Raw genomic sequence first — 13,526 nt, forward strand, 5'->3', positions numbered from 1 at the left:
ATCAATATGCCTACACAAGCTTGATTATTGATTGCGAAAAAGGCTTGAGAACAGTCCCTTGGAGAACAACATGAATACAAGAAGGTCTATTGTTAGTCGGGCGGTAACGCTCGCCATGACATCTGGATTACTCGTTAGTGCACATGGCTATGCGCAAGAAAATCAACAGGCCGAAGAGCCTATTGATGAACGATCACTCGAGAAAATTGTAGTAACGTCGCAAAAGCGTGTGGAGAGTATCAGTGATATTCCTGTTGCAGTGTCTGTATTGCGTGAAGATCAAATTAACGCAGCCTTCGCGACTAATATTGAAGGCCTTCAAGCGCTGGTGCCTTCTGTCAGCTTTCGAAAAGGTAACACAACCCGCAACTCGGCAATTACGGTTCGTGGTGTAGGTACTATTTCCTTTAGTATTGCGGCCGAACCAAGCGTATCTACCGTCGTAGATGGCGTTGTTCTTGGTCGTTCTGGTCAAGCATTCATGGATCTTTACGACCTACAACGAATTGAGGTTTTACGTGGTCCGCAAGGCACATTGTTCGGTAAAAACGCATCGGCCGGTGTTGTTAACATTACCACCAAGCGTCCGCAGGATGAGTTTGGTGGAATGTTAGAAGCCACGTTGTTTCAAGGTAATGAATATCGCTTAAGAGGCAGTATGCACGGCGCCTTAAACGAAGACGCTAGCGGCAGCATTACGGTAATGAAATCGGGTTTCGACGGTTATATTGAAAACGTTTTCAATAACGAAACGGTTAACGGTTACGACAGAGAAGGCGTTCGCGCCATGCTCGATTATCGCATTTCTGACGATACCGAAATGCTTTTCATATTTGAGAATATGAAGTCAAACGATGACTGTTGTGCCGATTTAGAGTTAACACCAAGCGGTCGACATCAATCTGAGGCCTCACCTGATAGCACCGGTGTAGGCGATTTGGACTTAAGCCAACGCAAAGTGGATCACGACTTTGAAACGCGTACCATTGATGAACATACTGCGTTCTCGATGCAGTTCGACACCATGATTGGCGATCATCAGTTTACCTCTATTACTGCGTATCGCGACTGGTCGAACACGGAATTCCGTGAAGGTGACTTTACCTCTACTGCCGGAGACGCACCGTTACCTGTATTTGACGTGCCGTTTCAGCTACACGACATCGGTCCTCAAGACTGGAACCAAGTATCGCAAGAATTCCGTATTGCTTCGCCTTTAGGCAACGCACTTGAATATCAAGGTGGTGTGTTCTGGTGGCAGCAAAAGTCTAACCGTAGCTTTACGCGAGACGCGAGCTGCCAAAATAATGCTGGTCAATTTCCTGCGGCAATTAGTGCTTATTTAAGCGGCACATTAGGTGTAGAGAACCCAAGCGAAGAACAAGTTAACCAGTTTATTGAAGACGAGTCGTTAAGCTGTTTATCAAACGATATTGTTAGCGCAACTGCCTTTATGGAAACTGAGTTTCTAAACTACGCCGTATTTGCAGATGGTAAATATCATTTCAACGACGACTTACGCTTACTATTTGGTTTGCGCTATACAAAAGATGAAGTGAGCTTTTCTCACAACCGTCGCAGTAACGATGAGTATGCAAGAACGGGTGTAGGCGTTCGTGGCTTTGATACAGACTTCGACGGAGAGACAGACGAAACGGACCTGTCTGGTAAGCTAGGCGTGCAGTACGATATTAACGACAACAGCATGGCTTATTTTACCTTCTCGCAAGGGTACAAAGGTCCAGCATTTAACGTGTTCTACAATATGGCGCCAAACGATACGCTTCCCATTGGCCCAGAAACCTCTGACGCTTACGAGCTAGGCTATAAATACGCCAGCCGCGACTTCGTATTTAATGCGGCAGTGTTCCGCACTGAAATTGACGGTTTCCAAGCTAATAACCCAGAATTGTTAGACGGTGTTTTCATTACTCGTTTAACTAACGCAGGGTCTATTATTACTGAAGGTGCAGAAGTTGACTTTATTTGGCAAGTAAGCGACCAATTTAGCTTATTCGGTGGAATGGCTACCGTTGATGCGACTGTTGATGAGTTTAGATGTCCAGTAGGCTTAGATACCTGTGATGGCAGATCGGGTGCCGACTTACCATTCTCACCAGATTTGAAATACTCTTTAAGCGGTGAATACGTTTGGGAACTTAACAATATGAACGTTTACTTAAACGGTTCTTACGTTTACACCGACGAAATATTCGCAGGTGGCCCAGGTACAACGGCTGAGACAAACCCTGAAGCCTTATTGCCTGATTATGGCATTGTTAACGCAAGCCTGGCGTTCTCATTTAACGATGATGACGTTCGTATATCGCTAATTGGTAAAAACCTGACTGATAAGAGCTTTGTTACCACATACAGCGGTGACAACTTCCGATATCAAATTCCTCGCGATGCAGACAGATACTTTGGTATTCAAGCTCGCCTAAGATACTAAAATTAGCAAAAAAGCATAAGCCAGCGGTGATGTTATTGCCGCTGGCTTTTTTGTTTGTAGCTTAAGTGTATTATTTTTCACGTATTATCAAGCGCACGCGAGTAATTAGGCAGGCACTATAACAGGCCGCTTGAAACAAATAGCCTATAAAAGGCAACCTATTCCACACTCATGCTTTATAACAAAGGGCATAAAATGAAAAACTTGTACCCATCTAGCTTTGCCACAGTAATGACTTCCCTGTTTGTGTTGTTGGGATTAACCACAAGTGCCAACGGCGAAAATAGAATTGATACTCAACGACCCGATGCGCCCCAATTAGCAAAATATGGTCAATATAACGTGGGCGTGCGCACACTCGAACTTACTAACCCCAATCAGATTGATGTTGTGAATATTGATACAGCCCAGCTTGATTCATCGGTGGCTAACTCTAGTGGCTCCGATGCGCCCACACTTCCAAAATACGATAGGCCGCTTACGGTAGAGCTTTGGTATCCAGCGGCTGAAGATGCAACTGGCAGTAAAATACAAACTATCTATTTACGCGACGGTAAAACCAAAATTAGTCTTCATGGTAAAGCAATGCGCGACGCGAGTCCTGCGCAAAGCGACCAAGCCCACCCCTTTGTTATTATCTCCCATGGTTATCCTGGAAACCGCTATTTAATGTCTCATTTGGGTGAGAACTTGGCATCAAAAGGTTACGTGGTTGCCTCAATCGACCATACCGACTCTACTTATCGCACGTTAAGTGCTTTCAAATCGACGCTCGTTAACCGCCCCCTCGACCAAGGCTTTGTGCTTAATGAAATTGAAAGGCTCAGCGAAACTTCAGACTCTTTCTTGCATAACATCGTTGATACGCGAAACACGGCCATTATCGGATATTCGATGGGTGGTTACGGCGCAGTAATAATGAGCGGCGCAGGAATGACCAAGCAAGCAGCAGAGTCTAACAATATGGTGCCTTCGGGGCTGTTAAGCATGTATCAACAGGCTTCAACTTCTCAAGCCAAGCGGCCCGATTCAAGAATTAAAACCGTTATCGCGTTTGCCCCGTGGGGAATGAATTATAACGTTTGGAATGAGCACGGTTTAGCCGACATAGACGTACCCATGCTGTTTGTTGCGGGCTCTGTTGATGATGTTTCTGGATACGAAAATGGCGTAAGAGCGCTTTGGCAAAATGCGAAGAATACCGAGCGAGCGCTACTTACCTATGAGAATGCCAACCACAGTGCGGGTGCGCCAATGCCCGCGCCTGAAGAAAGCTTTTATTACAACGAAGAGCTCGGAATTAACGTGAGTGTGCACTATACCGATTCGGTATGGGAAAGCGTCAGAATGAACAATATTGCTCAGCATTTCACAACAGCTTGGCTAGGTAAGTACCTAAAAAAGAATACTGAAATGCAAGATTATTTAGACCTGGTGCCGTTTTCGAATGAGGGCAAATGGGCCAAAGATAAAAGCGGTGAGGAACAGCCAGAACACACGCATTGGAACGGTTTTAAAAATCGAACGGCTAAAGGGTTAAAATTTGAATGGTTGAAGCCGCAAGACTAACCTTACTTTCACTCACCAGCCCGTAACCGAATGCCACGTATCTACGGCAACGCCATTTTCTACTACGTAATAATGGTTGTACTGCGCCGCGGTGGCGCACGCATGATTAGGAAGAATTTCTACGGCTTTGGCCGCCGGGAAATGAGTGAAAATACCGTCAGTGCTTTTTGATTGGGGCTGCATTTGGCTTTGTGACAGCGTTTCGGGGCTCGTGTTTGAAACCGCAGTAATAATGCCGTGCTCTTGGTTTGCGTCGCTCATGATATAACGCGTATTGTGGCTACTTGAAGGGGCAACTAGCCCATAACCATAATCTTGAACGTGATCGGCGGTGCCGCGGTCTCTCGACATGGCCATCCACCCAGCATCGGTTATTACCCAGCCTTTGTCTTTCTGATGGCCTATTACCGTGCCCAATACCGACATAGCAATATCGTCTATGTCGCATACGCCTAACCCTGCCATTACAAGGTCGAAAAATACGTACACTCCTGCGCGCACTTCGGTGATGCCGTCGAGTTGGTCAACGGCAAATGCGGTAGGGGTAGAGCCAATAGAAACCGTATTACAGTGTATTCCCTCTTCAAACAAACGTTTTACTGCATGTAGAGTCAGGTCGCGCTCTTGTGCCGCCATGTCTTGCTTTGCTTTTTCAGTAAAGCAAGCATAAGACTCGCCAGCATGGGTCATCACCCCTTCAAACGTTGCATGAGCACTATTGCTGATGTGTTTAGCCATGGAAATGAGCGTGTCAGAGTGAGGGTTAACGCCAGAGCGATGTCCGTCGGTATCTAGCTCAATAATGACTTTAAATACGCAGTTGTGCTGTGCCATTTTCTCAAAGATAAGTGACAGCATATCCTCATTATCAATGACAACCGTTAGGTCACAACCTTGCTCAATAAGCTGTGCTACGTGGGCTATTTTGTTTGGTGTAATACCCACCGCATATAAAATATCGTTTATGCCGTGTTTAAAGAAATAGTCGGCTTCTTTTAGCGTTGAAACCGTAATACCTTTAACGTTACCAGCATCAATAATGGCCTTAGTCACTTCAATCGATTTATGGGTTTTAACATGAGGGCGCAGTGTGCAGTTTAAATTACCAATATGCGCAGACAGCCGAGCAATGTTCCGCTGCATTTTGGCTTTGTTTATCAAGCAGCAGGGGGTGGGTAAGTCTTCAATGTTGGTTGGAGTAAAATGCATAAGCGCCACACAATAATTTGAATACTACATACAGTAATGCACTAGGACGCAGGTTTCGAGTGTATTTCTCTAGTCGAGCTTAGAATTTCACACTAATCACCAAGATTTAAATGCGCATGCATATGCGCATATTTATGCGTATACTAAATTGTAATCTCATTGAAGGAGCTGTTTATGGATAAGGTCTACGATCTTCAAGCACCCAAAAAAGCAACTAATGTAAGCATTAATAGCGATTTACTGCAAAAAGCGCGAGAGTTGAAAGTTAATTTATCAGCTACTCTAGAAAGTGCTATTGAAGAGAAGCTAAAAGTTATCGAAGCAGAGCAGTGGCGAGAGGACAACAAGCAATCAATAGAGAAATATAATAATTTCGTAGAGGAAAATGGCTTACTAAGTGATGAGCACAGGGCGTTTTAATGGCGCAATTTGACGTATATAGAAATCTTAGCAAGTCATCTAAAGATGCATATCCATTTTTAGTTGATATTCAGCATTCAGTGTTAAGTGACTTATCAACTCGATTAGTCGTACCTTTAGCTAAAAGTAATCAGGGTAATAGCTTGGCTATTAAAAAGCTGACTCCTGAAATTGATTTTGACGGTGTCGGCTATGTTTTTCTCTCTCAGCAAATAACAACCGTTCCAATAGACACTCTTAAAGTCGCAATTGGAACGCTTGAGGAATCAAGAGTCATACTTATCGACGCAATAGACTTTGCGATTACGGGTATTTAAACGCTAGCCAATCAAATTCTGACGTAACTGCATTAAACGCAGTTCTTTTGACAAAATATTTGGATTAGTCTGCATAAAGAACCATAGCTTCACTGCGCTCTAGAGTGTCACTTTCAAAAAGCAAATAAGCAAAAAAATGAAATAAAAAAGCCGGGTATAGAATTTACCTACCCGGCTTTATCGTTAGCGCCTAAAACTATAATAATGTAAAAATTTACGCCATATAGGGGTTACATCACATTAAAAGTTATAACGTGCATTCAATCCAAACGTACTCAGGTCGTCTGAAGTTTCATAGCTAACACCTACAGCAAAGGCAGGAGAGAAGAAGTAGTCGCCACCAATGAGAAGCGATGTGTCGCTGCCACTGTCAGTATCAATATATTTCACAGCACCGCGAAGTTCTATGTTGTCCATTACCATAGAGCGAGCACCGGCTGTTAAGCCATACCCGTCTTCGCTTTCAGACTCACCACTACCCGATATTTCAACATCTTCATAGCTAACAATACCGTAAAGGTCTGTTTTGTTTGATAGTGCATAGCGATAGCCTAAACCGAGTGACAATCTATCGAAGTCTACTTCAGTGCTAAAGATATCGTCATTTTGCATTGAATAGCTACCGGTAACAAACACGTCGTCTGTCACTAGTTTTGATGCTGAAATGGCAAAGCCATCTGGCTCATAGTTTAAATCAGCATCATCAAAATCGGTCATTACATAGCTGGCTTGGACAAAATCCCAAGCAGGAGCAGCTGCGAAAGAGGCTGCAGATATTGCACTTAGTGCGGCAGCAAGAATTAGTTTTTTCATTTAATCATTCCTTAATGTTTAGTGCCTGTGGTTGGGAACCCCGAATTCGAGACCAGGACCAGGCAGCGTGGAATATACGCTTTATTAAGAACTAATCTACTTTTTTCAGATGCTTATATGTTACGAGATGTAATTTCTGACACATATTTTTCGCTAATCAATAAACCCAATTTATCACCGTTAAACGAGTCGTTTTTTCTACTAATAATGATGATGCTTAATCGTTTTACATGTTAACTGAGTGTAAAAAATTAGCTCATTATTTAATCAGATTGTTGCCCTTTTGTTAGCATCTGGTGGGAAAGTATTATCCTAAAGTAGTAATTTGATATTGGGGTAATAGTGATGAGTAGTGCTTAAAAATTGAAATAACGAAATACTTGTACTAATAAGGCGCATTATTGTAGCATCAAAAATGCACAGGGTGAGATTTTGCCTCGCCGCGTCATTTTGAATATCACAAAACATAATAAAAATAATATTTATACAAACAACACGTCTTGAAGGAGACACACAGTGAACCAAAGTAACTTCACAAAAGGTCGTAAACTTAATCGTATAACCTCAGCGCTGCTAGCTGGGTCTATACCATTATTTGCCGCACTTTCTGCTCCTGCATTGGCACAGGAAGCGGAAGAAGAAGCAGAAAGTTTTGAGAATATTATTGTTACCGGTACGCGCATGACTAACCGTTCTGCGGCAGATTCTCCGGTACCTGTTGATGTGATCAGTGGTGACGAGTTTCGTCAAAACTCATCCTCTGACGTACAAGACATGCTTCGCACCAACGTACCGTCGTTCGATGTAAACACTCAGCCAATAAGCGACGCGGCAACCATCGTGCGTCCTGCCAACATGCGAGGCTTATCACCCGATAACGTACTGGTGTTGGTTAACGGTAAGCGTAGACACCGTGGCTCAATTATCTCATTTTTAGGTGGTGGTATTTCTGATGGGGCACAAGGTGTCGACATTTCAGCTATACCGTCGCTGGCGTTAAAGCAGGTTGAAGTACTGCGCGACGGTGCATCATCACAGTACGGTTCTGATGCCATTGCCGGTGTGCTTAACTTCTTGCTTCGCGATGATGACGAAGGTTTCGAGCTTCGCGCTAACTATGGTTCTACCTATGAAGGCGACGGAGACAACTACACTATTTCTGCTAACGCGGGTTTCTCTTTAGGCGATAGCGGCTTTGTAAACGTAACTGGTGAAATTCGCGACGTAGAAGGCACTATCCGCTCGGTAGTGCGCAACGATGTTGCGGCTATGGTTGATGCTGGGTACTTAGCACAGTCAGACTTCTCTACCATTAACGCGTACACAGACGAAGTGCCTCAGTATTGGGGTCAGCCAGACGTTGAAGACGATGTAAAAGTGTTCATTAACTCTGGGTATGAGTTTAGCGATGCAGCCGAGGTTTACCTGTTTGGTAACTACGGTCAGCGTACGGTTACTGGCGGTTTCTTCTATCGTAACCCGGTAACCGAAGGCAGTCAGCGTGGTGGTGTTTACGCCGGCCCATTAGTTGATCCACTAACAGGTATGGAAGATGAGAACGGTGTGCACTCAGTGCTTGTTGGTGACCTAGACGGAGTAGGGGTAGGCGGAAGCTGTATTGCAGGTATCCCAATTGGCGGTAACGGCAATGTATTCCCAGACCCAACGTTCCTTCAGCAAGTTCAAGCCGATGACAACTGTTTCTCGTTTATCGAAACGATCCCATTGGGCTTTGTGCCACGCTTTGGTGGTGAAAACGAGGATATGGCGTTCACGGTTGGTTTACGTGGCGACCTAGAAGTGGGCACAGGTTTGTATTACGACGTTAGCGCACAGCGCGGCTCTAATAGAACTGACTTCTTCATTAATAACACAATTAATGCATCGTTAGGCCCCGATACGCCGCGCGATTTTAATCCGGGTGGTCAAGAACAAACAGAAACCTTGTTTAACCTTAACTTTGTGTATGGCATAGACGTTGGTTTTGAATCAGATTTAAACGTAGCCTTTGGTGCTGAATACCGTGAAGAAGAGTTCGACCTGTATGCAGGCGACGCCGCTTCATTTGCGTTAGGTCCATTGGCAAGCCAAGGGTTTTCATCAAGCTCGAACGGCTTTGGTGGCTTCCCAAGCAACACTAGCGCGTCACAAGACAGTACAGCGTTCTATGTTGATTTAGAAGCTGACGTTACAGAGTCACTTACCCTACAAGCCGCAGTTCGTCGTGAAGATTTCAGCGAGTTTGGTGATACTACCGACTTTAAACTGGCGGGTATTTTCCACGTAACTGACGACTTCCGTATTCGCAGTGCTTATTCAACGGGCTTCCACGCACCAACAGCGGGCCAGGCGAATATTACAAACGTAACTACACAGAACGTGAATGGCGTGCTTATCGACCAAGGTACGTTGCCTTTGTCATCGGCAGCGGGTCAGCTAGCCGCTGATTTCATTGAGAGCCAGGGGAACGGTCGTCCAGACTTAGGCCCAGAGGAAGCGAAAAACTTCTCTGTTGGCTTCTCGGTAGACGTTGCGGACATGAGCTGGACAGTAGATTTCTACAACATCGAGCTTGAAAACCGCGTAGCACTTGGTGCTAACGTAGACTTCCTTGACGCACTTAACTTTGCAGGTGGCGGTACGAGCTACGCGTCTGTATCTGAAGCGCTAACGGAGCTTGATTCTTCTGGCATCATCGATCGTCAAAACTTTATTGGCTTAGACGACCTATCTCAATTTAGATTCTTCTCTAACAGCTTTGACACCACAACACGCGGTATCGATGTGGTTGGTAACTACAGCTTTGATGCGTGGGGCGGAAGTTCACGCTTAACGCTAGCGGCTAACTACAACGAAACCGAAGTGGACGATGTTGGTACGCTTAACCCAATTGGTGAAGGCCGTGTTGCTGCCATTGAAGACTTACTGCCTAATTTGCGTGGTAACGTTTCATGGACACACACCCAAGGCGACTTCAGAACGCTAGTGCGCGCTAATTACTTCGGTGGTTGGGACGATACTGGCAACGGTGTTAACGGTATTGGTGCTGAGGTACTGGTTGACGTGGAACTACTCTATTCTTACAGCGAGAATCTAGATTTGGTAGTTGGCGCTAATAACTTGTTCGACACTTACCCTGAAGAAAACCCAAGCGCAGGAAGCTTAGGTCAGCTTTATTCTGAAGCTAGCCCGTTTGGTTTCAACGGTGGTTCGTACTACGTACAAGCACGCTACACGTACTAAACGCTTTACTTAAAAAGTATTCAGTACTGACCATGTGGCTGCTAGCAGCCACATACAAAAATGCCGCTTTCTTGTGATCTCATAGTGAGGCACCGGAAAGCGGCATTTTTATTTATGGAGTGCTAAAGCATGTGGCTAAGCTCAACACGCGCTAGATCATTTACTGATATTTCTTAAGCTCTAATCTAGACACCATGCCTTTATGCACTTCATCTGGCCCGTCGGCCAAACGCAGTGCACGAGCCCCAGCGGCAAAACGTGCTAACGGGAAGTCGCTACACATACCTGCACCACCGTGTAACTGCAGTGCCATATCTACCACGTCTTGAAGCATGTTTGGCACGACGACTTTAATGGCTGAAATTTCAGTCATGGCGTGCTTAACGCCTAAATTATCAATTTTCCAGGCAGCATGCAGTGTGAGTAAGCGGGCCTGCTCAATAGCCATTCGCGCATCGGCAACTCGCTCTAAGTTACCGCCTAACTTAATAATAGGCTTACCGAATGCAACTCGCTCGTGGCCTCGTTTAAGGGCAAGTTCAAGGGACTTCTCTGCCATACCAATGGCGCGCATGCAGTGGTGAATTCGGCCTGGGCCTAAGCGCCCCTGCGCTATGGCAAACCCTTTACCTAGCCCGGTGATCACGTTGGCCTTACTTACGCGTACGTTATCAAAGTGCATTTCGCCATGACCATATGGCGCATCAAAATCACCATAGGCATCTAGCATGCGTTTAATCGTAATTCCCTTGGTATCTAAAGGCACTATCACCATGCTATGACGGCTGTGTCTGTCGTTGTCAGGGTTCGATAAGCCCATGAATATAGTAAAGGCGGCATTAGGGTGACCAAGCCCTGTAGACCACCATTTCTTGCCATTAATAACTACGTCATCGCCATCTTCAATAATGGTGGCGGCCATATTAGTTGCATCAGAAGAGGCCACATCTGGCTCGGTCATGCCAAATACCGAGCGTATTTCACCAGCTAATAACGGCGTTAACCACTGGGCTTTTTGTTCGTCGTTACCAAAATGGTAAAGCACTTCCATATTGCCCGTGTCGGGGGCATTACAATTAAAAATCTCTGGGGCGAATAAAAATTTACCCATGCGCTCGGCCATTGGAGCATATTCAAGGGTGGTTAACCCTTTTCCTAGTTTGTCATCAGGCAAAAAGAGATTAGCTAGCCCAGCATCTCGAGCCTTCTTTTTGAGCTCTTCGGTTTTAGGGTGCAGCTTCCAGCTTTTCCAATCACTGTGATTATTTTCTTTATGGTGAAAGTCGTACACCTCATTTTCGATAGGCTCGATATGCTCGGCAATAAACGCATCGAGTTTTTCTAGCAAAGCGTTGGTTTTGTCGTTATGTGAAAAGTCCATGGGTACCCCTATTAAGCTAAATATAACACTGCAATGTTGCCGCGGTGGTGCTGCTAAAACCCAACTGTGCGGTTCAACGTGTTTAAACTCTAATGTAATTAACTTCTACAGTTATTTCTTGATGTCACCTAGCTTAGTAGAGCAATGGTTTTGAATGAAATGAAATATAATATCAGCAATATATGAATGATGTTCATAGTGTGCTTTACTGAAATGCATTATTGGTGTGGTCGTTTACAGCTCCTCAGAGGGTGTAAAAAAAGCATTAACAAGAAGGGTATGCAGAAAATGATTGATACCAGGCAGTTTGAGAAACTCGATTTAAATTTATTGAAAGTGTTCGAAGCCCTGTGGCAGCAGCGTAATATGTCTCGTGTTGCTGAAACTCTGCATATTACGCCTTCTGCTGTTAGTCACGCCATGCGCAGGTTTAGGGAGTTGCTAGGCGACCCACTGTTTGTGCGAGAAAAGCAGCATATGTTACCTACAGCCGCTTGCGAGCGACTTGCCCCCGATATATTGCATGCCCTTACCCAAATACGAAGTGCGCTAGAGCAGTTTAATCATTTCGACCCTGCTTTAAGTCATCAGCGTTTTGTTATTGCTATGCAAGAGTCTTTAGAGTTAGGTGTGTTGCCCACTTTGCTTAGCCAACTTGAGCGATCAGCGCCAAACATAGAAATAGTAAGTACACGCTTACAACGCGATACCATGGAAGCTGATTTAAGCAATCGCAGTTTACATTTGGCCATTGATATTGGCCGCGCTGTGCCAAAGCCCATATCTCACAGCATGCTGCGCCGAGATAACTATCGTGTATTGATGAATCGCAACAATCTGCTGGTAAATCAACTAGACAAAAAACACTACCTTGAGGCTAGGCATATTACTGTGTCTAATCGCGCGAAAGGGGCCTCGGTAGAAGAAATAGCGTTACAGCAGCTTGGAGTCAATAGGCCCTCGCTGTGGCGCTGCCAAAATTATCGTGCTGCTGCCGACGTGGTAGCCTGTACTAACGCCATACTTACGCTGCCAGGCTCTGTGGCGGTGGCAATATCAGACGACAAACTTATTTCTGCGCCGCTACCTTATGGGTTACCTGCACTAGAAACTCATTTGTATTGGCACAGCCAGCACGAGAGTGAGCCGGGCCTTATGTGGTTAAAGGGGTTGATGCTACAGTTGTTCGCCGAATCTGGTCTTACCAGATAATTTTTGCTAGCATGCGAAACGTGCTTATTTAGGTTGTTCTATGAAAATTCATACGTTGCCAGGTTATATACAACACATTTATCTTGCCGAAGATAACGAGGGGCTGCTGTTACTAGACGGCTGCAGCCGCGCGGATGTAGACAAAGTGTGCTTGTATATTACGAGTACGTTAGGGCGACCATTAAGCGATTTAAGGTTGATAGTGGTTACTCATATGCACCCCGATCATGCTGGTGGCGCAATGCGCTTGCGTAAGAGAACTGGCGCGCAGGTGGCATCTCATCCTAAAGCCGCAGCTTGGTATAAGGGGCTTGGGGGGCGCACTGCGCATATTATCGATTTATTACTCACCTGGTGGGTGGCAGATAGAATAGGCAAAGCGAAAGAGTCTATTTGGTATAACCCCATTCTTGCCCCCGACATTCTTTTAAAAGACAACCAAACGCTACCTATTTTTGCTAACTGGCAGGTGCTTTACACGCCAGGCCATACGGATCACGATCTTTCAGTTACGCACGTGCCTAGCAAGCAAGCCTACATTGCCGATGTGCTGGTAAAGGTAAAAGGAAAGCTGGTTCCGCCATACCCTCTTTGTCATCCTAATCAGTACAGAGAAAGTTTAAAAACATTGGCGCAATCATCCATAGACACCTTCTTCTGTGCCCACGTGCCGCCTACGGCTAAAAGTGATATAGACTTTGAGCATGTCATCGATAATGCCCCTATAAAGCCAAAGAACCACTGGCACTCAAGTAAAAACCGCATCAAGAAAAAGCTGTTTGGTGTCACCAAAGATCATTAGATTGAATGACGCTCTATAACGCTGAACGGTAATGGAATGTTACATAATGCCAAGCGTTAATATCTGGCACTGCCCTTGCTTTTAACCACGAAAGAACCACTATTAATA

General features: G+C 45.1%; 10 protein-coding genes. 7 read left to right on the forward strand and 3 right to left on the reverse strand.

Annotated features, from left to right (window positions below):
* Positions 1-70: 70 nt before the first annotated feature.
* Both AC27HD_RS10825 and AC27HD_RS10830 read left to right on the forward strand, forming a co-directional pair.
* A complete protein-coding gene (locus tag AC27HD_RS10825; RefSeq protein WP_487105752.1) occupies positions 71-2,452 on the forward strand; it encodes a TonB-dependent receptor in 2,382 nt (793 codons plus the stop codon).
* Between the two features lie 195 nt (positions 2,453-2,647).
* Positions 2,648-4,021 carry an alpha/beta hydrolase family protein gene (locus AC27HD_RS10830; protein ID WP_487105753.1) on the forward strand — a complete coding sequence of 458 codons (1,374 nt, stop codon included), beginning with the start codon at positions 2,648-2,650 and terminating at the stop codon, positions 4,019-4,021.
* A 12-nt stretch (positions 4,022-4,033) separates the two neighbouring features.
* On the opposite strand, the gene AC27HD_RS10835 is transcribed toward AC27HD_RS10830, so the two are convergent.
* Entirely contained in the window at positions 4,034-5,230 is a 1,197-nt protein-coding gene (locus tag AC27HD_RS10835; RefSeq protein WP_487105755.1) for an alanine racemase, read from the reverse strand.
* Positions 5,231-5,404: 174 nt separating this feature from the next.
* Here AC27HD_RS10835 and AC27HD_RS10840 point away from each other — a divergent pair, with 174 nt between their 5' ends.
* Together AC27HD_RS10840 and AC27HD_RS10845 are read left to right on the forward strand one after the other, a co-directional pair.
* Complete coding sequence (locus AC27HD_RS10840) at positions 5,405-5,650, forward strand: type II toxin-antitoxin system CcdA family antitoxin (RefSeq protein WP_487105757.1); 246 nt, start codon at positions 5,405-5,407, stop codon at positions 5,648-5,650.
* A complete protein-coding gene (locus AC27HD_RS10845) occupies positions 5,650-5,967 on the forward strand; it encodes a CcdB family protein (protein WP_487105758.1) in 318 nt (105 codons plus the stop codon). Before AC27HD_RS10840 ends, AC27HD_RS10845 begins: the two co-directional genes overlap by 1 nt.
* A 240-nt stretch (positions 5,968-6,207) precedes the next feature.
* Here the strand turns inward: AC27HD_RS10845 and AC27HD_RS10850 are convergent, their stop codons facing one another.
* Positions 6,208-6,780, reverse strand: coding sequence for an outer membrane beta-barrel protein (locus AC27HD_RS10850; RefSeq protein ID WP_487105760.1), 573 nt, complete (start codon positions 6,778-6,780; stop codon positions 6,208-6,210).
* A gap of 516 nt (positions 6,781-7,296) precedes the next feature.
* On the opposite strand from AC27HD_RS10850, the gene AC27HD_RS10855 reads away from it, so the two are divergent.
* Positions 7,297-10,023 carry a TonB-dependent receptor plug domain-containing protein gene (locus tag AC27HD_RS10855; protein WP_487105762.1) on the forward strand — a complete coding sequence of 909 codons (2,727 nt, stop codon included), beginning with the start codon at positions 7,297-7,299 and terminating at the stop codon, positions 10,021-10,023.
* 160 nt (positions 10,024-10,183) lie between these two features.
* On the opposite strand, the gene AC27HD_RS10860 is transcribed toward AC27HD_RS10855, so the two are convergent.
* Positions 10,184-11,404: an acyl-CoA dehydrogenase family protein gene (locus AC27HD_RS10860; protein WP_163106537.1), complete on the reverse strand. Its 1,221-nt coding sequence runs from the start codon at positions 11,402-11,404 to the stop codon at positions 10,184-10,186.
* Between the two features lie 288 nt (positions 11,405-11,692).
* Between AC27HD_RS10860 and AC27HD_RS10865 the strand changes: the two genes are divergently transcribed.
* Both AC27HD_RS10865 and AC27HD_RS10870 read left to right on the forward strand, forming a co-directional pair.
* On the forward strand, positions 11,693-12,616 hold the full coding sequence (locus AC27HD_RS10865) for a LysR family transcriptional regulator (protein ID WP_487105995.1): 924 nt from the start codon (positions 11,693-11,695) through the stop codon (positions 12,614-12,616).
* Between the two features lie 40 nt (positions 12,617-12,656).
* Positions 12,657-13,418 carry an MBL fold metallo-hydrolase gene (locus AC27HD_RS10870; protein ID WP_487105764.1) on the forward strand — a complete coding sequence of 254 codons (762 nt, stop codon included), beginning with the start codon at positions 12,657-12,659 and terminating at the stop codon, positions 13,416-13,418.
* Positions 13,419-13,526: the final 108 nt, after the last annotated feature.

Source organism: Alteromonas sp. 4NS20-0143 (assembly GCF_057542855.1).

Excerpts from the sequence above, each read along its gene's own strand:
- AC27HD_RS10825 (WP_487105752.1), top strand. The coding sequence starts at position 71 with ATGAATACAAGAAGGTCTATTGTTAGTCGGGCGGTAACGCTCGCCATG.
- AC27HD_RS10870 (WP_487105764.1), top strand. The coding sequence starts at position 12,657 with ATGAAAATTCATACGTTGCCAGGTTATATACAACACATTTATCTTGCC.
- AC27HD_RS10830 (WP_487105753.1), top strand. The coding sequence starts at position 2,648 with ATGAAAAACTTGTACCCATCTAGCTTTGCCACAGTAATGACTTCCCTG.
- AC27HD_RS10850 (WP_487105760.1), bottom strand. The coding sequence starts at position 6,780 with ATGAAAAAACTAATTCTTGCTGCCGCACTAAGTGCAATATCTGCAGCC.
- AC27HD_RS10860 (WP_163106537.1), bottom strand. The coding sequence starts at position 11,404 with ATGGACTTTTCACATAACGACAAAACCAACGCTTTGCTAGAAAAACTC.
- AC27HD_RS10865 (WP_487105995.1), top strand. The coding sequence starts at position 11,693 with ATGATTGATACCAGGCAGTTTGAGAAACTCGATTTAAATTTATTGAAA.
- AC27HD_RS10845 (WP_487105758.1), top strand. The coding sequence starts at position 5,650 with ATGGCGCAATTTGACGTATATAGAAATCTTAGCAAGTCATCTAAAGAT.
- AC27HD_RS10835 (WP_487105755.1), bottom strand. The coding sequence starts at position 5,230 with ATGCATTTTACTCCAACCAACATTGAAGACTTACCCACCCCCTGCTGC.
- AC27HD_RS10840 (WP_487105757.1), top strand. The coding sequence starts at position 5,405 with ATGGATAAGGTCTACGATCTTCAAGCACCCAAAAAAGCAACTAATGTA.